19 protein-coding genes are annotated in these 24793 nt (G+C 30.8%); all 19 read right to left on the reverse strand.

What is annotated here, in order from left to right:
• Window positions 1-18: 18 nt before the first annotated feature.
• A complete protein-coding gene (locus PZA12_RS21140; protein ID WP_017211296.1) occupies window positions 19-420 on the reverse strand; it encodes a chemotaxis protein CheW in 402 nt (133 codons plus the stop codon).
• Between the two features lie 130 nt (window positions 421-550).
• Window positions 551-910 (reverse strand): response regulator, encoded by a 360-nt coding sequence (locus PZA12_RS21145; protein WP_017211295.1) that lies wholly within the window; start codon window positions 908-910, stop codon window positions 551-553.
• Between the two features lie 19 nt (window positions 911-929).
• Window positions 930-1532, reverse strand: a complete 603-nt coding sequence (locus tag PZA12_RS21150; protein WP_077840531.1) for a chemotaxis protein CheC — start codon at window positions 1530-1532, stop codon at window positions 930-932.
• Window positions 1533-1726: 194 nt separating this feature from the next.
• On the reverse strand, window positions 1727-3799 hold the full coding sequence (locus PZA12_RS21155) for a chemotaxis protein CheA (protein ID WP_103697584.1): 2073 nt from the start codon (window positions 3797-3799) through the stop codon (window positions 1727-1729).
• 13 nt (window positions 3800-3812) lie between these two features.
• A complete protein-coding gene (locus PZA12_RS21160; RefSeq protein ID WP_023973520.1) occupies window positions 3813-4580 on the reverse strand; it encodes a CheR family methyltransferase in 768 nt (255 codons plus the stop codon).
• A gap of 8 nt (window positions 4581-4588) precedes the next feature.
• Complete coding sequence (locus PZA12_RS21165; protein ID WP_103697585.1) at window positions 4589-5695, reverse strand: protein-glutamate methylesterase/protein-glutamine glutaminase; 1107 nt, start codon at window positions 5693-5695, stop codon at window positions 4589-4591.
• A gap of 23 nt (window positions 5696-5718) precedes the next feature.
• Complete coding sequence (locus PZA12_RS21170; protein WP_077840528.1) at window positions 5719-6207, reverse strand: chemotaxis protein CheD; 489 nt, start codon at window positions 6205-6207, stop codon at window positions 5719-5721.
• 9 nt (window positions 6208-6216) lie between these two features.
• The gene (locus PZA12_RS21175; protein ID WP_103697586.1) at window positions 6217-6666 is read right to left on the reverse strand and encodes a chemotaxis protein CheW; all 450 of its coding nucleotides are present in this window, start codon (window positions 6664-6666) and stop codon (window positions 6217-6219) included.
• A gap of 14 nt (window positions 6667-6680) precedes the next feature.
• The gene (locus PZA12_RS21180) at window positions 6681-8630 is read right to left on the reverse strand and encodes a flagellar assembly protein A (protein WP_103697587.1); all 1950 of its coding nucleotides are present in this window, start codon (window positions 8628-8630) and stop codon (window positions 6681-6683) included.
• 118 nt (window positions 8631-8748) lie between these two features.
• Window positions 8749-9483 (reverse strand): aminotransferase class IV, encoded by a 735-nt coding sequence (locus tag PZA12_RS21185; RefSeq protein WP_103697588.1) that lies wholly within the window; start codon window positions 9481-9483, stop codon window positions 8749-8751.
• A gap of 269 nt (window positions 9484-9752) precedes the next feature.
• Window positions 9753-10391, reverse strand: a complete 639-nt coding sequence (locus PZA12_RS21190; RefSeq protein ID WP_103697589.1) for an HAD family hydrolase — start codon at window positions 10389-10391, stop codon at window positions 9753-9755.
• Between the two features lie 869 nt (window positions 10392-11260).
• Complete coding sequence (locus tag PZA12_RS21195; RefSeq protein WP_077840371.1) at window positions 11261-12454, reverse strand: pyridoxal phosphate-dependent aminotransferase; 1194 nt, start codon at window positions 12452-12454, stop codon at window positions 11261-11263.
• A gap of 181 nt (window positions 12455-12635) precedes the next feature.
• Window positions 12636-12971, reverse strand: coding sequence for a DUF1292 domain-containing protein (locus tag PZA12_RS21200; protein WP_012060474.1), 336 nt, complete (start codon window positions 12969-12971; stop codon window positions 12636-12638).
• 490 nt (window positions 12972-13461) lie between these two features.
• Entirely contained in the window at window positions 13462-16971 is a 3510-nt protein-coding gene (gene nifJ, locus PZA12_RS21205; protein WP_077840372.1) for a pyruvate:ferredoxin (flavodoxin) oxidoreductase, read from the reverse strand.
• 150 nt (window positions 16972-17121) lie between these two features.
• A complete protein-coding gene (locus tag PZA12_RS21210) occupies window positions 17122-17553 on the reverse strand; it encodes a flavodoxin domain-containing protein (RefSeq protein WP_017211285.1) in 432 nt (143 codons plus the stop codon).
• A gap of 149 nt (window positions 17554-17702) precedes the next feature.
• Window positions 17703-18782, reverse strand: coding sequence for an undecaprenyldiphospho-muramoylpentapeptide beta-N-acetylglucosaminyltransferase (locus PZA12_RS21215; protein ID WP_103697590.1), 1080 nt, complete (start codon window positions 18780-18782; stop codon window positions 17703-17705).
• A gap of 95 nt (window positions 18783-18877) precedes the next feature.
• The gene (gene recJ / locus PZA12_RS21220) at window positions 18878-20644 is read right to left on the reverse strand and encodes a single-stranded-DNA-specific exonuclease RecJ (RefSeq protein WP_078114517.1); all 1767 of its coding nucleotides are present in this window, start codon (window positions 20642-20644) and stop codon (window positions 18878-18880) included.
• Between the two features lie 138 nt (window positions 20645-20782).
• On the reverse strand, window positions 20783-21334 hold the full coding sequence (locus PZA12_RS21225) for a DJ-1 family glyoxalase III (protein WP_041899802.1): 552 nt from the start codon (window positions 21332-21334) through the stop codon (window positions 20783-20785).
• A 532-nt stretch (window positions 21335-21866) separates the two neighbouring features.
• Window positions 21867-24779, reverse strand: a complete 2913-nt coding sequence (locus tag PZA12_RS21230) for a DNA topoisomerase IV subunit A (protein WP_103697591.1) — start codon at window positions 24777-24779, stop codon at window positions 21867-21869.
• Between the last annotated feature and the right edge of the window lie 14 nt (window positions 24780-24793).

Below are 24793 nucleotides of genomic sequence, written 5' to 3' on the forward strand. Positions count from 1 at the left end.
TTCCCTCATTTCAATAAACTAATTTAATAATTTGTCGATATCTATTATTGTAAGAAGTTTTTCGTCATAATTTAATATGCCCTTAATGTAAGGCTGTGCTTTACCTGCATCTTTTTCTATTTTCTGTATATTTTTCTCGTCTATATCTAAAACTTCTTCAACCTCATCCACTGATATTCCAATTTCTTCATCTTCTACTGTTAAAATAATTATATTATTTTGTTCTTTTCCAGGAGTTACATCAAGTAATAAATTTATGTCAACAAGAGATTTAATGCTCCCACGTAAATTTATTAATCCTTTAATATAACTCGGAGCCTTAGGAACTTTTGTAATCCCCATAGTATCATTGATACTTTGGACTCTATCTGTTTCTACTGCAAAATGTTCTTCTCCTAGTTTGAATACTACTATTTGCATTCATACTCCTCCTCTACAATAATATACAATCAACCATTGATAATTGACACTTAAATTAAAATTTCTTTAAAATTTGCAAAGATTTATTTATAGCCTGTTATAATTCATTTCTTGTATTATTGCTTTTATATTAACCTACAACTTTCTTTATAGCTTCTAAAACTCTATCCGCTTGGAATGGCTTTACTATAAAGTCTTTTGCTCCGGCTCTTATTGCATCCATAACCATTGATTGTTGTCCCATTGCTGAACACATGATTACTTTAGCATCTGGATCAAATGCTTTTATTTGTTTAACTGCTTCAATTCCATCCATATCTGGCATAGTTATATCCATTGTTACTACGTCTGGTTTTTCTTTTTTATAAAGGTCTACTGCAACTATCCCGTTATTTGCTTCACCTACTATTTCAAAATCATTTTTTTCTAAGATATCCTTTATCATCATTCTCATGAACGCTGCATCATCCACAATTAAAACTCTAGCCATACAATTTTACCTCCAAAATTTAATTTATTCCTATAGATTTCAATATTTTCTCTAACGAACCCGGCATAGGGATATAATAAAAATGTCCTCCTATATTCTCTTCTGTATCACTGTCTAAGAATACAGTTTCAATATCTAGTATATATTCATCATATTGATTGGACTCAATAAATGTAGTTGTGAGTATTGCACCTAACATATCAAATGAAGTTGCAGGCACTGATGGTGCCATAACAAGATTAGTTAACTGTGCAATAGCATTCATATATGATGCTGATATTATATTTGCTATCTCGCATAATACAGAACTTCCCATTTCACTTTCTGGAGACTGCTTACTTCCAACTAATTTTTTTATTACATTTTCAGCTGTTTCCTGTTCGAATACTAAAAGCATATTTCCTGAAATATCGCCCAGCACTCTTACAACTGTTCCAGCTACAGCACATTCTCCACTTTCTTGAAATACTTCTTCTAGTCTTACTACGTTTACTGCTGGTACTGTCATATCTACTTTTTTTCCCATCATCATAGAAAGAGCAGTTGCTGCATTACCTGCACCTATGTTAGAAACTTCTTTAAGTGCATCTAATTGCAAAGTGCTTAAATTAGAATACTCCACTTATAACCCTCCTTTAAAATTTTTCACCCTAAAGGGCCAATCATCTCACATTTATATATTATTATTGCTGTTATAACATAACAATAATAATATATCTTGTCCACTCCAAACCTTTAGCCTTTTGCTCATTTTTATGGAATTATAAGTCAAACTAATTTTAATTAGATTTAAAAATCTTACTTAAAAATTTCACTTTATAATAATGCCCCTACATCTAGTATCAGCGTTACTAAACCATTACCAAGTATAGTCGCACCAATATACTGATCTAAATTCTTTAATGTTTTTCCGAGTGGTTTTATAACTATTTCTTGTTGCCCAAGTAATGAATCGACTAATAAACCTATAGTTTTATCACCTACATTAACTATTATAACAAATTTCTTATCAGTATTACTAGCCTCTATATCTAAAGTTTCATTTAATCTTACTAATGGAATTACATTTTCTCTATAAATAATAACTTCTTTTCCATTACTTTTCTTTATATTTTCCTCTTTATAGTCAATTACTCTATCAATAAATCCTAATGATATTGCTAATGTTTCCTCTCCTACCTTTACAAGTAAAGCTTGTATTATTTGTAATGTAAGTGGAAGCTTAATTACAAAAGTTGAACCTTTACCTTCTTCACTTAGTAGATCTACAGTACCACCGAGTGCTGCAATTTTTGTTTTAACAACATCCATTCCAACTCCTCTTCCTGAGATATCTGTTACAACTTCATTAGTACTAAATCCTTGAGCGAAAATCAAGTTCTTAATATCACTATCTGATAATCCTTCTGTGTTTATTCCCTTTTGCTCTGCTTTAGCTTTTACTCTTTCAAGATTTATTCCTGCACCATCATCTGATACCTTTATTAATGCTTTAGTGCCTTCTTGATAAGCAACCAACTTTACTGTTCCAACTGGAGGCTTGCCTTGTGCAATTCTCTTTTCAGCAGACTCTATACCATGATCCGCTGCGTTTCTTAATAAGTGTATTAATGGTTCACCTATTTCATCAATAACAGTTCTATCAAGTTCAGTATCCGCACCTTCTATAACAAAGTTAATTTCCTTATTTAATTCTACTGATATATCCCTTATCATTCTTGGGAATCTATTGAATACTGTATCTAATGGAAGCATTCTAATCTTCATAACCAAATCTTGAAGATCAGATGTTGTTCTTCCTACTTGTTCCAATGTTTCATTTAACTCTTGTGATTTATGAACATTTACGATTTGTTCTAATCTAGTTCTATAAATTACAAGCTCAGAAACCATATTCATTAAATTATCTATTCTCTCTAAGTCAACTCTTACTGATTGATGTGCTTTCTTAACTTCTTTCTTTTGAGTGGACTTTTTAGCAGCTGGTTGCTTTGTCTCAACTTTTGCTTCAGCTGGCTTTTCTACTGGAGCCTTTTCTATAACCGGTAGCTCTGGTAGCTGTGGCACTTCTTTTACTTCTGCTTCTTTTGGAGCTATATCTGAAATTTCTAATTCTATTAAAGAAGCTTCAACTTTTGCAACTTCTGAAATTCCATTTACAACAGTTAATATTTCATCTACAGTATTTTTAGTTACTAAGATAAATTTCAATTCAAAATCAAACTCTTCATTTTCAATTTCTTGAGTTGATGGGTCTGATTTTAATATTTCTCCGTGATCTTCAAGATCTTTAACTATTAAAAATGCTCTTGCTGATTTTAATAAAGTGTTTTCACTTAATGTTACTTTTAATTCAATAGAGTTAAATCCTTTTTCTCTAGCTTGTCTAATAACAGATGTATCATATTGATTTAAATCTAAATCAAATTCATCACCTGATATCATTTTACTTTCATCTTCTGACTTAATTTCACTAGCTTGCGTTTCCTCTTCTGCGTTACTCTTGTTTCCATTTTCTTTTATGTCAGCTAAAGCTTTCATTATTCCATCTATATCTATTTTTTCCTCAGAACCTTCTTGAACATTGTCAACCATCTTTTCTAATGTATCAAGACAATCGAACAATACTGTCACTACATCCTGAGTTACTTTTAGTTTTCCTTCTCTGAATTCAGCTAATACATCTTCCATCTTATGGGTAAGCTCTGCTAAATCAGTAAATCCCATAGTCGCTGCCATTCCCTTAATTGTGTGAGCAACTCTAAATATTTCATTAACCTTATCTGTATCATCTGGATTTTGTTCTAAATCTAATAGTGATTCGTTCAATGTTTGTAAATTTTCTAATGACTCCTCTAAAAACATTGACATATATTGAGATGTATCCATCCTTACTCCTCCTCTATATCTTTTTATAAATAAAGGTTGACGCTTTTTCAAATCCATAGTCTCTATAATTATAAATGCTCTCTGTAGCTCCTACAAATAAAAGCCCACCCTTTTTTAATGAGTTACTGAATTTTTTATAAATTTCCTGTTTAACATCATTATTAAAATAAATAACTACATTTCTACAAACAATTAAATCAAAGCCAGTATCATATCTGTCTAAAATCAAATCATGTTTCTTAAAAGTTACCATATTCTTAATTTTAGACTCTACATAATATTTATCGTCCCTTACTTTAAAATATTTACTTAAATCTGTATTATTTACACCTTTCATTTCATTTTGAGTATATTCTCCAAGCTTTGCTCTAGAAAGTATAGTATCATCTATATCTGTAGCTATTATATTATGTCTTCCATTTGGCGCTAACTTATCCAATATTATTCCTAATGAATATGGTTCACAGCCTATTGAACAAGCTGCACTCCAAATTTTAAGACTTGAATTATTTGGTAGTAACTCCTTTGCAATTTGTTTTTCTAAATCAGTAAATAATTCTGGATTTCTAAAAAATTCTGTTACGTTTATTGTTATGAAATCTAGAAACTTTTGTCTTTGCTCTGGATTACTTTTTATAGACTTGGAATATTCATCTAATGTTTTTATACCAACTCTTGTCATTAAGCTGTTTATTCTTCTATTTAGCTGTTCTGGCTTATATGCTGATAAATTTATACCCAACTCTTTATGAACCCATTTGTGAAATTCATTAAAATCCATATTTCCTCCTATAACTGTTTAATTATTTTTACTATATTTTCAGCTATTTCATTAAGTGGAGCCACTAAATCTACTTTTCCAGTTTCAAATGCAGCCTTTGGCATACCATAAATTGTACATGTAGATTTATCCTCTGAAATTGTTATACCACCATTATCTTTTATGTTTGCAGTCCCATCAGCACCGTCTCTGCCCATTCCTGTAAGAATTACAGATATTAAATTTCCTCTGTACACTTTTATAGCAGAATTAAATAACTTGTCAACTGCTGGTCTCACTCCCCATATAGGCGGCTCTTCATTTAAGTGAATTAAATTATTTGAACCCACAGTCATATGTTGACCACCCTTGGCAATATATATGGTATCATTACTAATTCTCATACCTTCTGCCGCTTCAACCACTTTCATCTTGCAAGCTTTATCTAATCTTTCAGAAAATACTTTTGTAAATCCTTCTGGCATGTGCTGAACTACAAAAACCGGTACCCCTAAATTTTCAGGTAATTTGGTTAATACTTCCTGAAGAGCCTTAGGACCTCCAGTAGATGCTCCAATTACAACTGCATCTATTTTTTTATTTTTAGGTATACTGCTTACCCTATGTATAGTTTTTTCTTTTATTATATTGGGATTATTTAAACCAATCTCATTATTAGTTATTTGGTTATTTTTATTAGTTTCTAAACTTGTTAACTTCTTTCTAGGATTAACATTGCTGGTTATACTCTTTATTTGTTCTATTAAGTTATTTTTAACTTTTGCTATATCTAGCGAAATACTTCCTGATGGCTTAGTTATAAAGCTAATAGCACCATTATCTAAACATTCTAAAGTTAGTTCCGATCCTTCTGTCGTTGAACTACTAAGCATTATTACAGGATAATTTTTCCCAAGTCTTTTTAATTCTTTAAGAGTTGCAAGTCCATCTAAATCCCTCATATGTACATCTAATGTGATAAGGTCCGGATTGTACTTCTCTACCTTCTCAACCAATTCTCTTCCATCTCTAAATTTAGCTATAACTTCAAAATTACTTTCTGATTCTATCATATCTGATATGGCCTTTCTCATAAAAGCCGAATCATCAACAACAATAATCTTTATCTTACCCACCTAATCACACCTCTCTTTTTATTTTACAATTCTACAATTCCATGCCCTACAACTTTAAGTATTACTTTTCCATCACTAGCGTAAAGGATCATAGTTCTACCTTTATTTCCACCTATCTCCTCAGCAATTATAGGAATAGATTCCTCTTTTAAGCTTTTCTTCACTGCATCACTATTCCTTTTTCCAATATCGCTTATTATGCTCTTATCAGAAAAATTAAACATTGAAGCTCCTCCAGCTATTTTAGCTACGAGATTTCTCTTTTTACACCCTTGCTTTTCCATTTTATCAATTAGTAGTGGAATAGCTAAATCTGCAAATTTCATGGGGTTTGTACTACTTTTAAATTGTGTACTATCAGGAAGCATTATATGTGCTAATCCTGCCACCTTAACTGCCCTATCATATAAGGCGATTCCTATACATGATCCGAGTCCTATTGTCATTATTGTTCCTGGGTCGAGTACTAAATTTAGATCAGCTATTCCAACTTTTACTTCTGCACTTACCATCTTTACCCCCTAAAAGATTTTTTCTTCATCCTCTGAAGACAGTATCTTTTCTAAGTCTAATAAAATAACTATATTATCCTTTAATTTTATTAAACCTGCTATATATCTTTTGTCTATTGTTGCTGTTATAGGAGGTGCTTCTTCCATTAAATCACTACTAACATCTCGCACTTCGTAAACATTTTCTACAATAATTCCGAATTTATTTTCATCTCTTTTTACAACTATTATTTTTCTATTTTCATTTTCTTCATCTTCTCCAAAATTAAACTTTTTGGATAAGCTAATTATTGGAAGTATACTTTGTTCATAATTTATTACTCCCTTTACAAAACTAGGCGAATCAGGAAGAATTGTTGGCTCTTCATATCCTAAAATCCTCTCAACTTCTTTTATATCTGTTGCGTAATGCTCTCCATTTAATCCAAATATTAAAATTTTCACATCATTACTTGACATTACTTTGAACCCTCCTATAGTATAAATTTATCAATTGTTATTTCTCCAGTTTTATCTATATATGCCTCTACATTTTTAGAAGAAACTTCTAACATAATTTGTTTTTCTCCAAAGCAGAAAATAGTATTGTTATAAGCTATATCAGCTGTAATTCTTCCTTTTTTAGAGACTTTTAAAACAGTACTAACTCCAGCTGCACTTCCCACTGTCTTTAATTTTATTTCAGATCCAGCCGAAAGTGTGCCCCCTCTACAAACAGCTTTTTCACTGGTAAACTCTATATTTTCCAATGCTATTATGTTGCATGTATACTGTCCCTTACCTGTTATAAAAATACTTCCTGATGCTTCTATGGTTGACCCTTGAGCATATGCTAAATGGACATTTGTAGGAATCACCATCAAATCTTCTATTTCACAAATTTCTTCATCTAACAATTCCTTAAAAATGTCAAATTCATTAATATTATTTATTTTAAGTGGGCCCAAGCCCAATAGTTTATTTATTATAAATGTTGTAACATCACTATGCTGAATTCCTTCAGACATATTATAATTCAAAATATTTCTACATATCTTAGGTAGTGATTTGAACTTATTCTCTATTAATATTTTAATTATTTCTCCATCTTTCTTTGAACCTAGTAAGTTATGTTCTTTTACTTGCACTGTTGACTCAACTAAATCATCAATAATATTAGCTAGACTCTTCAAACTTTCTAAATACTGCTTTTTCTCAACATTTTCACATCCAGCTGTCACTGTTGAATTCAATATATTTCCGCCTATAAAAATTTCTCCTGAAGATCTGAGTATTGCAGATTCTACATTTTTGCCAACATGAAGCTCATTCCCTGCCTTAACTTCCATTCCTTCTAAAACATTACCAACAACTTCAACATTACCAACAAAATCTATATTTCCGCTTTTTAAATCTACTTGATCTACTTTGTATAATTTATTTACTACAAACGTATTTGCTTTATAAGCTGGCTTGCCTTCTGATGTTGCTATAATGTCATTATTTTCAAGTTTACATCCCTCTCCAAGCCTTACTCCAGTCTTTTTAAAAGTCTTTCTTTTAACAGCAGTACCAAATACATCTTGTCCATCACTTCCTGATTTTCCAGGTACTATTCTGCCTATAACGTCTCCAGCTTTAACATTTGCAATTTGAAATCTATTTCTATAATCGACTTTTTCTTCTGAGTCTTTGTAATGAATTAGTTCTTCAGAATCGTGAAACAAAACTTGAATCTCATCAGGAATGTCATCTACTGCTGGTATTCCTTTTGCAACTATTTTTTTTTCTATATTATGTTCATTACACATAGTCCCTAATTCTTTTTCAATAATTCCATATTTAATTCCATTACTCTTTAGCAACTCTTTTAATTCTTTTACTGTATATTTTGGTGGATATTTATCATCAACATTCTTCTTTTTGATTGTCAAATTTTTTTGATATTCTTGGTCAACTAATTCATATATATGAGCTGGGATTGATTTTATATCAACATATGCCTCCATTTTATCATCTGTAATTGATATATCTATGTTTCTTGTCGGCTCGTTCTCTTCAAATTTATATTCAATTTTATCTCGTGATGTTACAGGAGTTATTCCATCACATTTTTGCCCATTAATAATTAAAATTACACCCGGACAAGTTTTTATAGTAATAATTTCATCTTTATTATTGGATTCTGTTATTATTATTTTCCCATTCTCAATCTTAGCTCCAAATTCCTCTTTAGTTTCTGGTAATTCTTCAATTATTTCCTTTTCTTCAATGCTGCTCTTACTTTCGTCAACTTCTATTATTTCTATCTCTACTTTCTTTCTAAAAAACTTCTTTTCTTCCTTAATTATTCTATATTTTAAAGCTTCTTTCGAAAGATTTAATTCAGAAGATGCTTTTTCAAGACATTCATTTAAGGATGATCCAGAAAACTTCAAGTCCATAAATATCTCCCCCTAAAAATACTCCTTTATCTAAGTATACCACAGCCTATTTTAATTTTATATCCATTATTTATATTAATCTATATTATTTTACATGAAAATACAAATTAACTTAATTTTAATGATTTTTTATATACATTTCTATCTCATTATCATATTCTTTCATCAATTTTCTAATCAAGTTATTATCTACATTAAAATTTATGCTATTTACTGTTTTTATTGGTAATATTTTAGGAGATGTACCCGAAATAAACATTCCATCCAATTTATCTATATCAGAATATTTATATTCTACTTCCTCGACTTCAATCCCAACTTTGTTTGCAATATCTATTATTTCTCCTCTAGTTACTCCCGGCAATACAGCCTTTACAGGCGATGTAAGAAGTTTATTTCCTTTAACCATGAAAATATTTGATCTGCTGCCTTCTGTTATATGCCCATTTGAATCGACTAAAATAGCTTCATATGCATTATTATCCTTTATCTCTTTATTAACCTTTTCTCTAAAGCTATCATTTATTATTTTCGCATTAGGATTTTCTCTTTCTCCAAAATAAAGTATAGTGTTAACACCATTCTTATACATTTCATCAGATGGATATGAATGTTCAATAAAAAATACCCTTAGCTTTTTTTCATTTACTCCAAATGTTATTTTTATATTTCCTTCAGGTTTATTTTCACTTTCTATTAGAACATCAATTTCCTTACTTATTTCTTCGTAACTTACTAAAAATTCTTCATTAATTAAATTAAAAGAATTTTTCATTCTTTTTAAATGACTTTCTAGAAAAATTGGCTTTCTATTTATTACTCTTAAAACTTCATAAATTATTTTATCTTCCATACCTTGCCATCCCTTTCTACTATATATAGATATTGCAATTCACAATTCAAAATCATTGCTAAAATTCCTGCAATATTTTTAGAATCATGATAAAGAATCATTTTGCAATGCATATATATTATATATATAATCTGTAATATTAAATTAATATTATTAATTCTATAAGCCTAAACTTTAATCATATACTGATGTAAATTCTTTAACACAGCTTATACTATGTAATCAAATCAATTTCATTTCTTAATAAGACTGATATCTTAATCTATATTTTATTTCCATCTTAGTATCTCTATATCATGATTCTTTTTATAGTTTATTAAATATGGCTTACCTACTAGATCCAATAATGGTTTATCTGATAAAGAATCAGAAAACATATACGATTCCTTAAAGTCCACCTCAATTTTTTCATCTTTAAGTATTTCGTTCAATCTTCTAACCTTCTCTTCTCCCTTGCAGTTATTCCCTACCATTTTTCTTACGAAAGTTCCATTTTCAAATCCAAATTTAGTTCCTATTACTTTATCAACTTCTTTTATATTATAAAATTCATTAACGTAAAATTCAGGAGATGCTGAAATTAAGTATATATCATACCCCTCATTTTTAAGTTTTTTCATCATTTTCAATGCATCATCATATAAAATATTTTTTAGCCTTTCATCATAAAACTCTTTAACAAGTTCTGCTAGCTCCTCTTCTTTAATCCCATCTATAAACCTTAAAAATGTCTCTTTTACTTTTCTCTCATCGTATATTCCAATTACATACATAATTCCACAGTATACAGCTCTCGGTAAAAATCTAAGGTTTTTTTTATCTTTTTTAATTACATACTTAAATAACTCCATCAAAGTTTCTTTTTTAGTAATGGTATAATCTATGTCAAATATAGCTAGTTTCTTCAAAACACAAATACCTACCTTTTTAATATTTAATTCTTAACACTCAAAAATATCACTTAACTTTACTTTAAATCATTAAGTGTTTAGAGCTAAATATTATTAATGATTAATTTTGGTTAAAAATCCTTAGGCTTTTCTTTAAATTTAATTTTCATTATTATTTTTTTGTCACTAGTTTATTTTAAGTAATAATAATCTTAATTATTACAAGAAAATCGTAAATATATATGTTATAATTCACACTGCACAATTACAGCTAAAATTTTCGCTATATTTTTAGAATTATGATGAGGAACTATCTTTGCAACATATATACAAAAATTAGGAATCAATTCTAACCATAATATTCTTTCTTCATATTTACTATAAATAAACAACTTTAAAACTAGGTTTATGTGATAACTTACCAAAATCATAAACTATAACTATACTTAGACTATGAAATATATTCCAATCAGAAATAAGAAATGAGTAATATACATAAGTATAGATTATAGTTGTTTTATTCTATAGATAACCCAACTTTAAGTTAGATTTATACTATGAAATATATCCCAACTAGAAATAAGAATTATGCTTTTGTAACCACAAGGGTCATAATATGAAATGTTTCATTAGGAATTTGATGGCTTTGATTCTTAGATTAAAAGTTGTTCCAAGTATGCTAGTTCAAAAAGTGAGAATCGAAATTTTATATTTCGTTCTTCGAACTTTCTCTGTGAGCGCTTGCCTTTGAGGCTAGCATCTTGGGTGCAACTTGTGAGCTTAGAATCATCCATCATAATTTCCTTAGAAACTGGAACAACAGCATAATTCTCATTTCGGCGAGTTATATGCATAAGTTCAGGTCTTAGTTGGGTTATCTATATACATTATTTAATTTTGCTTAAAAATGTTGAAATTCTATCTATTCCAGTTTCTATTATATCCATAGATGTCGCATATGATAATCTTATATAATCATCTAAACCAAATCCAGCACCTGGTATTACTGCAACTTTCTCTTCTTCTAGTAATACTTTTGCAAAATCTACAGAGTTGTTAATAGTTTGATCCTTAAACGTAGTATTCAAGTAAGAAGATATATTAACCATTATATAAAATGCCCCATTAGGTTTTATAATTGATATTTCGTTTAACTTTTCTAATTTATATATCATGAAATTTCTTCTGTTCTCAAATTCTTTAATCATATTGTTTAAATCTTCTACTGGACCATTTAATGCCTCTATTGCAGCATATTGAGCTATTGTATTTACATTGGATGTCATGTGACTTTGAATGCTTGTCATAAGCTTAGTTATACTTTCACTTGCAGCTGCATACCCTAGTCTCCACCCAGTCATTGCATATGTCTTAGAAACGCCGTTTATTACTACGGTTCTTTCATAGGCATCTTCATTTAATGCTGCTATACTTATGTGCTTTTCTCCATCATATATTAGCTTTTCATAAATTTCATCTGATATAATTAATAAATCATGTTCTTTTGCAAAATTAGCAATTTCCAACAATTCATCTTCGTGATAAATTGTTCCTGTAGGATTATTAGGGCTGTTTAATAAAAGCGCCTTAGTTTTACTAGTTAAAGCTTTTTCTAAATCAGCAACTGTATATTTATAATTATTTTCTTTTAATGTTTCAACAAATACCGGAACCCCATCAGCTAATTTCACTAATTCAGGATAACTAACCCAATATGGTACAGGAATTAATACTTCATCTCCTGGATTCAAAGTTGCCATAAACACATTTGCAAGACATTGTTTTGCACCTGTAGAAATTATTATTTGGCTTGGCTTATACTCTAAGTTATTATCATTTTTAAACTTATTACATATAGTAGTTTTTAATTCTAATAACCCTCCTGCTGGAGTATACTTAGTTTTTCCATCATTCATGGCTTTTATAGCTGCTTGAATTATGTTTTCTGGTGTATTAAAGTCTGGTTCCCCTGCTCCAAAACTTACTACATCAACCCCTTGACTTTTTAGTTCATTAGCTTTAGCTGTGATTGCCAATGTAATTGATGGTGTGATATTCCCCGCTTTTTTAGATAATTGCATTGCTTTTTCCCTCCAATTTTGACCTTAAAATGAATTATAGAAAATTTTCTAATTCATTTATATATACTTTTGTCACATAATAAAAATATATCATTAATATATTGAATTGTAAACAATATGGAATATTTAAGACATATTAAACAAAAGACCTTAGTAATAAATTACTAAAGTCTTTAACTTCTTATTCTTCGCCTACTAATTCATTTTGATAATAAGCTGATACTCTATCAAATTCTTCTTCATCCGGAACAACAAGTTCATCTTCATCAAGTCTGAAAAGATAAACTGAATCTTCTTCTGGATTTTGAGCTAAATAATATGCTTTTCCTTCATATTCAAATTCGTCGATTATAGGGCATGTAACTACATTTCCATTTTCATCTTCTAAATCTATAACGAAGTTTTCTTCATCATTGCATCCGCATCCACATTCATGATCTTCATCATGGTGATGTCCACCACATCCACAACTTCCTTCTTCACTATTGCATCCACATTTTTCTAAATCTTTTTCCATGTTTCAACCTCCTTTTGGTTCTTAATTAATTTTACCCTTAAATCATCAAAATTAAAACCCTTAAATAAAAAAATTGTAAAGTAATTTTAATAAATATTCTAATTATGTATACTCAAAAATATTCAATTCTTAAAAATTCAATTAAAATTACAATTATTACAAATTAAATGTTATATATATGTTGCAATTCACAATGCACATTTCACAATTCACAATTACGGCTGAAATTCTTGCACTATTTTTAGAATTGTGATGAAGAATTATTTTTGCAACATATATATATAATATTTTTTCCTTTCATTTTCTTTTGAAACTAACCTCCTACATCAGCTTCTTTATATTTTATTTGCTCCAAATTCATAATCATCAATATTATTCACCAATGCAATTTCACAGTAAACAAAAAAAGAAGTCACTTCTTATAGAATAATTTCTACAAAGAAGTGACTCCTCTTTTTGCGCAAATTTAGTTATTTCAATATTTTAATTACTATTGTTGATTAGCTAATTTCTTGTATCCTTCTAATCTGTCCATAGCATCTTTCTTAGTCTTTTCAAATAAAGCTTCTGCTTGTTCTGGGAATGCTTTAGCTAATGAAGAGTATCTAACTTCTCCCATTAAGAATTCCTTGAAGTCTGCAGTTGGTTCTTTTGAATCTAATGAGAATGGATTCTTTCCAGCATCTTTTAATTCTGGGTTGAATCTGTACATTTGCCAGTATCCACTAGCTGTAGCTCTCTTAGCTTCTTCTTGGCTGTTACCCATACCAATTCTTAATCCGTGGTTGATACATGGTGCATAACCGATTATTAATGATGGTCCTTTGTAAGCTTCAGCTTCTGCGATTGCTTTAAGAACTTGGTTCTTATCAGCTCCCATATTAACTTGAGCTACATATACATAACCATAAGTCATAGCCATCATTCCAAGGTCTTTCTTCTTAGTCTTCTTACCAGATGCAGCAAATTTAGCTATTGCAGCAGTTGGAGTAGATTTAGAAGATTGTCCTCCTGTATTTGAGTAAACTTCTGTATCAAATACAAATATATTTACGTCTTCTCCTGAAGCTAATACGTGGTCAACTCCACCGTATCCGATATCGTATGCCCAACCGTCTCCTCCGAAGATCCATTGTGATCTCTTAACGAAGTAGTCTTTTTCAGCTAACATTTCTTTAGCTATTTCAGTACCAGATTTTTCTAAAGCAGCAACTAATTTAGCAGCTCTATCTCTAGTTCCAGCACCTTCATCTATATTATCTAACCAATCTTGTATTTCAGCTTTTGCTGGATCATTTGCAGCTATAGCAGCTTCAGCTTTTTCAGCTAATCTTTCTCTTATAGCTTTAACTCCTAAGAACATACCAAATCCATATTCAGCATTATCTTCGAATAATGAATTAGCCCAAGCTGGACCATGTCCTTCTTTGTTAGTTGTATATGGAGTTGAAGGAGCTGATCCACCCCAAATTGATGAACATCCTGTTGCGTTAGCAATCATCATTCTGTCACCAAATAATTGAGTTATAAGCTTAGCATATGGAGTTTCTCCACAACCTGCACAAGCTCCTGAGAACTCAAGTAATGGTTGTTCAAATTGGCTTCCTTTAACTGTGTTTACGCTCATTGGGTTCTTCTTAACTGAAATATCATGTACTAAGTAATCCCAAGCTGGAATATTTACATGTTGGCTTTCTTGTGGTTGCATAACTAATGCTTTTCCTGGAGCAGGACATACTTGAGCACAGTTTCCACATCCACTACAATCTAATGGAGAAATACCCATAGCATAGAATAATGGTTCTTCAGTCTTTAATGCTTTAGCTGCAACTGCTTTAACTGATTCTGGAGCAGCATTCTTTTCAGCTTCTGTTAATAAGAATGGTCTTATTACAGCATGTGGACATACATATGAACATTGGTTACATTGAATACATTTTTCTTTATCCCATTCAGGAACATTTACTGCAATTCCTCTCTTTTCGAATGCTGCAGTACCTGCTTCAAATGTACCATCTTCCATTCCTGCAAATGCAGATACAGGAAGTTGATCTCCTTCTTGTCTGTTCATTGGGATAACTATATCTTTAACAAATTTAGTTGCATGCTTGATTTCTTCAGCTGCTTCATCTTGTGCAGTCTTCCAAGCTTCTGGAATATTGATTGCAACAATAGATTCAACACCTTTATCGATAGCAGCGTTGTTCATATTAACAACTTTTTCACCCTTCTTACCATAAGAAGTTACAACTGAATCTTTTAAGTGCTTAATAGCATCTTCAACTGGAATAATGTTAGCTAACTTGAAGAAAGCTGATTGCATTATCATGTTGATTCTTCCGCCAAGACCGATTTCTTGAGCAATTCCTACAGCATTAATAGTATAGAACTTAATGTTGTTGTTTGCTAAGAATCTCTTGTATGATGCAGGTAATTTTTCTTCTAATTCTTCTGGAGTCCAGATAGTGTTTAATAAGAATGTTGAACCTGGTTTTAATCCTTCAAGTACATTGTATTTGTGGATGTATGATTGGTTAGAACATGAAACAAAGTCTGCTTTGTTTATTAAGTATGGTGACTTAATAGCTTTCTTACCAAATCTTAAGTGAGATACTGTAATTCCACCTGATTTCTTTGAATCATAGAAGAAGTATGCTTGAGCATACATATCAGTATTATCTCCGATAATCTTGATTGCGCTCTTGTTAGCTCCAACAGTACCGTCTGATCCTAATCCCCAGAACTTACAAGCTGTAGTTCCTTCTGGAGTAGCATCTATATCTACATGAACTTCTAATGAAGTGTTTGTAACGTCATCTTTGATTCCGATTGTGAATCCGTTCTTTGGTTCAGCTTGTGCTAAGTTTTCATAAACTGCAGCAATGTGACCTGGATTTGGATCCTTTGAACCTAAACCAAATCTTCCACCAACAACAAGTGGTGCATCAGCTTGGCCATAGAATGCATTTCTTACATCTAAGTATAATGGTTCCCCAGTTGATCCTGGTTCTTTAGTTCTATCTAATACAGCAATTTTCTTAACTGTCTTTGGAATAGCTGCTAATAATCTTTCATTTGAGAATGGTCTGAATAATCTTACTTTAACAACACCAACTTTTTCTCCGTTAGCATTTAAGTAATCTATAGTTTCTTCACAAACATCAGTAGCAGAACCCATAGCTATGATTACTCTATCAGCATCTGGTGCTCCATAGTAATCGAAACAGTGATATTCTCTACCAGTTAATTTAGTAATTTCAGCCATGTAACCTTCAACAGTTTCTGGTAATTCATTGTAGAATTTGTTTACTGCTTCTCTTTCTTGGAAGTATACGTCTGCGTTTTGTGCAGTACCTCTAGTTACAGGATGATTTGGATTTAAAGCTCTAGCTCTGAAAGCAGAAACTGAATCCCAATCTACTAATTTAGCTAATTCATCATATTCAAGAACTTCAATTTTTTGAACTTCATGAGATGTTCTGAATCCATCGAAGAAATTACAGAATGGAATTCTTGTCTTAATTGCAGTTAAATGAGCAACTGCTGCTAAGTCCATAACTTCTTGTACTGATCCTTCTGCAAGCATTGCAAAACCAGTTTGTCTTGCTGCCATAACGTCTTGGTGATCTCCAAATATGTTTAAAGCAGAAGTAGCTAATGCTCTAGCTGATACATGGAATACTCCTGGTAACATTTCACCAGCAATTTTATACATGTTTGGTATCATTAATAATAAACCTTGTGAAGCAGTGAAAGTTGTTGTTAATGCTCCAGCTTGTAAAGATCCGTGAACTGCACCAGCAGCACCAGCTTCTGATTGCATTTCCATAACTTTAACAGGTTGTCCAAAAATATTTTTTCTTCCTTGTGCTACCCATTCATCTACGTGTTCTGCCATTGGTGATGATGGTGTGATTGGATATATTGCAGAAACTTCTGTAAAAGCATATGCTATATGAGCTGCTGCAGTATTACCATCCATAGTTTTCATTTTTCTCATCGCGTTGACCCCTCTTTCTAATTTTAAACATAAATTAGTAATTTAAATTTATTAATAAGTTAGTCTTAAAGACCACCTAATAAACATATTAATATTTATCTTAAGAGATTTTTAACAATAGACGCACGAAACAATATGACAAACCTTATATTAATTAACTAGTTTTTTTCCTAATTGTTTAATAATGTTTGCCTGCGTTTTAGTTGGTGAATCTTTAATTGTTAAATCTCCAATTACATTAAAACCATAAGATGACATTTCATCTTTCCATAATTTCATAAAAGTATCTTCAATCCACCCGTAAGTTGCAAATAAAATACAATTTTTATTTATGTTTACATCTCTATAGTTTTGTAATTGATCTAAAAATGGTTTCATTTCTTCCTGTTCGATTTTAGTGGCATCTACTGCTGGACTTCCAAAAGCAATAGAATCAGCTTCTAAAACATCTTCCAATGTGGCATCTGCAACGTGCTTCACACTTACTTCCGCTCCTTGCTCCCTAGCACCATCTGCCATAGTGTTCGCAAGTGCTTCTATATTTCCTCCACAACTCCAATAAATGATTGAAACTTTTTTCATTGTAATGCACCTCATCTTCTTGTTAAATAATTAACTTATGTTTTCACTAAAATGAACTTACTCTTTTATTATATCTCACATATTTTTTTTTGCAAGATTTGATTGTATAATTTGTGCTTTATTTAAATAATAATTACAAATTTAATAAATTATTTTTTTATCTTAACACTTCTTAATAATACGTTTATTATTGCTTCAACACCGCTTTTGGCTTGACTCTTTTCAATATTATTAATTAATTCATCTTTTCTTTTTTTTAGCTCAAGAACTTTTTCATATAATACATTATTTTTAATTTCTTCTTCTTGCAGCATTAATGAATACCCTTCTTTTTCAAACGACTTAGCATTTAATATTTGATCCCCTCTACTTGCCTTTTTTGAAAGTGGTATTAATAGTGTTGGTTTTTTTAATGCTAGAAATTCAAATATAGAATTAGCACCTGCTCTTGAAATTATATAATCACAAGCCTTCATAAGGTCAGGCAATTCTTCGGTTACATATTCAAATTGCTTATACCCTTTTTTATTTAAAAAATTATTATCTACATTACCTTTTCCGCAAATATGAATTATATTAAAATCTTTTAAAAGCTTATCTAGATTTTTTCTTATTTCTTCATTTATGAGCTTAGAACCTAGACTCCCCCCCATAATAAAGAGAATCTCCTTATTGTCAGAAAATTCACATATTTTTTTTCCTCTAGTCTTATCTCCGTTAAGTATTTCTTCTCTGATTGGGCTTCCTGTAAGTACTCCTTTATCATCCTTTACAAACTTTAGACTTTCTCTAAATGTGACACATAGTTTATCACAAAATGGTGCCGAAAGTTTATTTGCAAGCCCTGGAGTCATATCTGATTCATGTGCAACCACTGGTATTTTTTTAATAGATGCTGCTATTACAACTGGAACAGCTACAAACCCCCCCTTTGAAAAAATCACATCTGGTTTTTCTTTTGATAATATTTTTAGTGCTTGAGCAATTCCCTTTAAAATTTTGAATGGATCAGTAAAATTTTTCACATCAAAATATCTTCGTAATTTCCCGCACGAAATTCCGAAAAAAGGTATATTGTTTTTAGTTATTATTTCTTTTTCAATGCCGTCAAAACTTCCGATATATTTTATCTCAAAGTCCTTTTGCTTTAATTTAGGAACTAAAGCCAGATTAGGAGTAACGTGACCAGCAGTTCCTCCCCCTGTCATTATTATTTTATACTTAGCCAAAAACTATCATCCTTTCTTATAATCACTCAAAATTTATGATATGTAATTTTAAGTTTATAACATTTTTTTATGCTTAGCTAAAAAACTTTATATCTTTATCTATAGTTTTGTACTACAATTTGTATAGTAGTATTACCATTATATTCATTAATACTTGGATAAAATACTAAATCAAGGTTTACATGATTGTATTCTCCATTATAAAGTTTTTGCAATTCTTCGTTTCCATATTTATTGCTAACTTCTTCCTCAAATTTTTCAATATCCCCAAAATAAATAGCATCCAGAGCTTTATTCATCCTGGTCTTGAGTTTTAATTTTAGCACATTCCTATTCTTCCCAAGTATTGTTGCCCTTAATAAATTAATATTTTTCTCAGCAAACAATGGTTTAGAGTTTGATTTACCAAAAGGCTCTAATCTTTCCAAATCATTTATCACATCGTAATTTATATCATCAAGTGGCAAAACCGAGTCTATGGTAACTTTTCTCAATAAATCCTCGTCTTTTAAAACTGTATTCTCATTTAATCTTCGCCTAAATTCATCTATATTTTCTTCCTTTAACGAAAAACCTGCTGCCATAGGGTGTCCACCAAATTTTTCAAGCAGGTCCTTACACTTAATAAGCTCTTCAAACATATTGTATTCTTCTATTGATCTTCCTGAACCCTTCACACCATGTTCCGCTTTTGTTATCACCAAAGTTGGAACATTATATTTTTCTTTTATTCTTCCTGCTATTATACCTGCTAAACTTTCATGTATATCAGGTATATAAATAACAAATACCTTATCATTTATCATTCCACTTTTTTCTATAATTTCAACAGCGGCCTCAACACCCTTCATAGTCATATCTTTTCTCTCTTCATTCAGCTTAACTAACTCTTTTGCGAGCCTTACTGCTTCCTCTTCGTCATCTGAGAGCAATAATTCCAATCCTCTTTTAGCCGAATCTAGCCTCCCTGAAGCATTTATACATGGCCCTATAATAAATCCAAGATGATATACCGATAAAGTTTTTTCTGTTAATTCGCATTCTCTTATTAATTCTTGTAAGCCTAAGTTAGTTGTGCTGTTAATAAGCTCTAATCCCTTTTTAACAAATATCCTATTCTCATCTACCAAATCTACAACATCGCAAACTGTGGCTATTGCTAAAAATTCTATGAATTTATAGCATTCTTTTTTATCTATATTAAAAGCATCATAAAGAACCTCTACTAGCTTAAATGCTACGCCCGCTCCACACAATTGTTTAAATTTATAATTACATTCACTTTGCTTTGGATTTACTACTGCATCAGCGCTTAAGCTTATGAATTCTCTGACGTTATTTTCTTTCTCAACAAATGGTATATCATGATGATCTGTAACTATTACAGTAATTCCTAATTCTTTTGCGTATTTTATTTGGTCTATAGCGGATATACCATTATCGCAAGTTAGTATGGTATCAACCCCATCTTCTTTTGCCTGCCTTATAATATTCATATTAATTCCATATCCATCTTTTATTCTATCTGGAATTTCATAATCTACATTTGCATTGCACCTTTTTAAAGCTGAGTATAAAATATAAATACTTATTACACCATCAACATCGTAATCTCCAACAATTCGTATCTTATTCTGAGATTTTATTTTCTCATGCAGTATATCAACTGATTTTTCTAAATCTTTCATCTCTCTAGCCTCATGAAATTTATCAAAATCAGGATTAATATAACTCCTTATCATTTCATCGCTTACAATATTTCTGTTTACTATAAGCCTGCTAACTAATTCTGAAAGCGCATATTTTTTAGATATGTATTTATAGTCAGCTTTTATATTTTTTATAAACCATCTTTCTGCCATTTCTTCTCCCCTCACAGCATGCCGCAACAATACCCCTAAGACCTTTGATCCTAGAGGTTATATACTTTAGATTTCCATATCTTTCATTTCTCTTATACTGAAATAAAGTGAAAACTTTCCCAGTAAATTTGATAACTTTTACCCTATAAACATCTTATATAGCATACCAGATGAAATACTTTCTACTTTATTCTCATACCCAAGAATATCTAATAACTTATATGCAAATGCCATCGCTGTTGCTGGGCCTCTGCTAGTTACTATATTCTTATCAACTACTACAGCATCTTCTAAATATTCACAATTTGGTAATTCATCTTCATATCCTGGATAAGAAGTTATATTTCTTCCCTCTGTGATTCCCGCTCTTCCAAGAACTATTGGTCCTGCACAAATTGCTCCAATTAATTTTCCTTCTTTGTTTTGCTTTTTAACAAATTTTATTACTCTCTCATCATCTCTTAAGTTAGTAGCTCCTGGAATTCCTCCTGGTATTACCACTAAATCATATTCCATATTTTCATCAAAAAGCTTATCTGCCTGAACTACCACACCATGACTTGACTTAACTTGCTTTTCTGCAATTGATACTAAATCACAAGTTACATCTGCCCTTCTTATTATATCAGATACAGTTAAAGCCTCTATTTCCTCAAAACCTTCTGCTAATAAAACGCATACTTTCTTCATATCAATTCCTCCTTAAATCTAAACAATGAGGATATCCTAAACTATTTTTTAGAACACCCTCATTCTGCTTCTCTTCAATTTATACCTACATTATACCCCATTTATTGTTTAACTACCACAAATTAATTGTTAGAATTGGAACTTTCCACTCTATAATCTTCTTTACTTTCTTGTAACCAACTACCATAAATGATTCACACATAATAATATATTATGTGTGAGTCACTCACTTTGCTAAAAAGTAAGAATCAAAATTTTTTATTTTATATACAACATAACTAGTTGTGTTTAATAAGTTCCACATTGTTCTTCGCACTCTTTTTAGCAGTGCGCACTTTTTTTTATTGGCAATATGTTCTTTTTTGTACTTTTCACTTTTTATAATTATAAGTTCTTGGTTATGCTTAATAAGTTCCGCATTGTGCTTCGCACTCTTCTTAGCAGTGCGCACTTTTTTATATGTGCTATGTTCTTAATTGTGCTTCGCACCTTTTTTATAGTTATAAGTTCTTGGTTGTGCTTCGCACCTCTTTTATATGTGTACATCTTTTATTTCATCATCAAGTGAGACCATCATTATACTTGTTCCTCTTCCAGCTCTGTTTTGAAGTTTAATATCACTTATATCCATTACTGATTTTTCCTTACCCTTAGAAACAAGTGTAATTTTTGTATTATCGGAAGATAAAATCACGCTATTGTCATCACTTTTCCTGTAATTGCTATGATACTTTCCAAAAATAACTTGATCTTCATCCCTTAAACTTATTCCTGTTACTCCCGAAGCTATTTTACCCATTATATTTACATTTTCAACCGGGAATCTTATTGCCATTCCTTTTTTAGTTATCATGATTAAATGTCCAAGCTTTATTTGATTCATTTCTACAGATACAACTTCATCATCTTCAAACTTAAACTTATAGCATGCTTGCTTTAGGAAGTCACCTTCAAATTCTTTTAACAATGTTTTCTTAACCATTCCTTTTTTCGTAAACGTGTATACTCCTAAATCTTCATCATAAGAATCAATGGAAATCAAACTTATTATCTTTTCTCCCTTTTCCATTTTACCTATAAATGCTTCTACATTTATTTCTTTATTTAAAACATTTCTCATTAAAAATACTGGTATTTTATATACATATCCCCTGTTACTAAAGATAAGCAATTCCTTTAAAGAATTTGTTTTAACTTTTAACGAATCCTCTTTTATCCTATCATAGGATTTAAACTTATTCTTATCCGTAACTCCAACACTTAATTCAAAATATTCAATTTCATTAGTGTCTTCTACTTGACTAATTTCATCCTCTTCTGAGAAATTAAATAGCTGAGTAGGTAAAATATTTCTAGCAGTTTCCTCTAGATTTTTTATTTCAAGAGTAAATTCCAACCCTAGTTTACTCTTAACTTTTAAGAACTTCTCTTCTTCTTCCAATTCTCTCATTGATACATCAATTAGCTCATCGCCATCTCTAAGTTTTAACGCTTGAAGTTTACCATATGCAGTTTGGAATTTATCTAGAGAACTTAACTTAATTCCTCCATGTTTTGTTATAAATCTAAATGCTTTGCTAGGATTGAAATTATCTATGGATATCGCTGCAATTATCTTTTCATTATCAAGATTTAAGGATTTAATAATATCATCTAATCTATCCCCTTTTTCTTTCCATTTCATTTCAGGAATATTAATGCCCTTCGTTTGGTACATAAAACCTTTATCCGTAAATACAAGAAGTGTATCCTTAGTATTAGAATTTATTAAATATTTTAAAGAATCTCCTTCTCTATACTCAATATCTTCTGGATTAGAACTAGATCTATTGTAGTTTTTTAATGGTATTCTCTTTACAAATCCATCTTTAGATATTGTTATCATAACTTCTTCTACAATAATTAATTCTTCAACATCAATTTTACTTTCATTATCATCATGTATAATTTCAGTTCTTCTATCATTTCCGTACTTATCGCTTATTTCTTTTAATTCACTTTTAACAACTTTCAAAAGTTCTTTTTCGCTAGATAAAATCTTTTCTAGTTTCTTTATAAGCTTCTCAAGCTGCGCATATTCTTTTTCAAATATTTCTATTTCAAGACCAGTTAATCTATATAGCATAAGTTCTAATATAGCTTGTGCTTGAGCCTCAGAAAACCCAAATTTGCTTATCAAGTTTTCCGATGCATCCTTTTTAGACTTTGAACTTCTAATGGTTGCTATAACTTCATCTAAAACACTTATAGCTTTAATAAATCCTTCAACAATATGATGCCTCTTTTTTGCCACATCAAGTTCTTTTTGGGTTCTTCTAGTTATTATTTCTTTCTGGTGCTCTACATAATATCTTATTATAGCCTTTAAACTCATAGTTTCTGGCTTTCCATTTGCAAGGGCTACCATGTTAAAACTTATGTTACATTGTAAATCAGTTTTCTTGAACAAATATTTTAGAACTTTATCTGCGACATCTTCATCTGCATTTTTCTTTAATTCAATTACAGCTCTTATTCCACTTCTATCAGACTCATCTCTAATATCTGTTATAGATTCCAATGCTTTTGCATGTCTCTTATCTCCTGTCATTTCAGATATTGTTTGGAGAATCCTAGACTTATTTCTTCTGTATGGGAATTCAGTTATAATTATTCCCATTCTTCCATTTTCCAATTTTTCAATTGAAGTTTTTGCTCTATAAGCTACTTTTCCTTCACCAGTTTCATATGCTGATAAAATGGATTTTTCCCCTATTAAGATTCCTCCAGTAGGTAGGTCTGGTCCTTTTATATATTTCATAAGTTCAGAAGTAGTTATTTCATTATTATCAATATATGCTAGTACTCCTTCTGTTACCTCTCCCAAATTATGTGGAGGTATATTAGTTGCAAGCCCTACAGCTATACCAAACGCTCCATTTACTAATAAATTAGGATATCTACTCGGTAATACTTTAGGTTCCATTTCACTATCAGAATAGTTTGGAACCATTTCTACCGTGTCCTTTTCAATATCTCTTAGCATTTCCATTGCAATAGGAGATAATCTAGCCTCTGTATACCTCATAGCCGCAGCCCCATCACCATCGATAGATCCCCAGTTCCCGTGACCTTCAATTAACGGTGCCCTAGTTGAGAAATCTTGAGCTAGTATTACCATAGATTCGTATACAGATGAATCACCGTGAGGGTGATACTTACCTAAGATATCTCCAACTATTCTTGCAGATTTATAATAAGGTCTATCCGGAAAGGCCTTAAGCATATATGAACCATATAAAATTCTTCTATGCACAGGCTTAAGACCATCTCTAACATCAGGAAGTGCTCTATCTTTAGCAACTTCTATAGCATATGGTAAATAATTCTCTGGCATTGCTTCTTCTAAAGGAATACCAATTATATTATTATCTTTAGGTATAATATTTTCATTCTTTTTTGCCATACTCTTCTCCTTTT

The sequence above is a fragment of the Clostridium beijerinckii genome (genome assembly GCF_036699995.1).
GTDB classification, from domain to species: domain Bacteria; phylum Bacillota; class Clostridia; order Clostridiales; family Clostridiaceae; genus Clostridium; species Clostridium helianthi.

Excerpts from the sequence above, each read along its gene's own strand:
- PZA12_RS21140 (WP_017211296.1), bottom strand. The coding sequence starts at position 420 with ATGCAAATAGTAGTATTCAAACTAGGAGAAGAACATTTTGCAGTAGAA.
- PZA12_RS21145 (WP_017211295.1), bottom strand. The coding sequence starts at position 910 with ATGGCTAGAGTTTTAATTGTGGATGATGCAGCGTTCATGAGAATGATG.
- PZA12_RS21155 (WP_103697584.1), bottom strand. The coding sequence starts at position 3,799 with ATGGATACATCTCAATATATGTCAATGTTTTTAGAGGAGTCATTAGAA.
- PZA12_RS21160 (WP_023973520.1), bottom strand. The coding sequence starts at position 4,580 with ATGGATTTTAATGAATTTCACAAATGGGTTCATAAAGAGTTGGGTATA.
- PZA12_RS21170 (WP_077840528.1), bottom strand. The coding sequence starts at position 6,207 with ATGGTAAGTGCAGAAGTAAAAGTTGGAATAGCTGATCTAAATTTAGTA.
- PZA12_RS21175 (WP_103697586.1), bottom strand. The coding sequence starts at position 6,666 with ATGTCAAGTAATGATGTGAAAATTTTAATATTTGGATTAAATGGAGAG.
- PZA12_RS21180 (WP_103697587.1), bottom strand. The coding sequence starts at position 8,630 with ATGGACTTGAAGTTTTCTGGATCATCCTTAAATGAATGTCTTGAAAAA.
- PZA12_RS21185 (WP_103697588.1), bottom strand. The coding sequence starts at position 9,483 with ATGGAAGATAAAATAATTTATGAAGTTTTAAGAGTAATAAATAGAAAG.
- PZA12_RS21195 (WP_077840371.1), bottom strand. The coding sequence starts at position 12,454 with ATGCAATTATCTAAAAAAGCGGGGAATATCACACCATCAATTACATTG.
- PZA12_RS21200 (WP_012060474.1), bottom strand. The coding sequence starts at position 12,971 with ATGGAAAAAGATTTAGAAAAATGTGGATGCAATAGTGAAGAAGGAAGT.
- nifJ (WP_077840372.1), bottom strand. The coding sequence starts at position 16,971 with ATGAGAAAAATGAAAACTATGGATGGTAATACTGCAGCAGCTCATATA.
- PZA12_RS21210 (WP_017211285.1), bottom strand. The coding sequence starts at position 17,553 with ATGAAAAAAGTTTCAATCATTTATTGGAGTTGTGGAGGAAATATAGAA.
- recJ (WP_078114517.1), bottom strand. The coding sequence starts at position 20,644 with ATGGCAGAAAGATGGTTTATAAAAAATATAAAAGCTGACTATAAATAC.
- PZA12_RS21225 (WP_041899802.1), bottom strand. The coding sequence starts at position 21,334 with ATGAAGAAAGTATGCGTTTTATTAGCAGAAGGTTTTGAGGAAATAGAG.
- PZA12_RS21230 (WP_103697591.1), bottom strand. The coding sequence starts at position 24,779 with ATGGCAAAAAAGAATGAAAATATTATACCTAAAGATAATAATATAATT.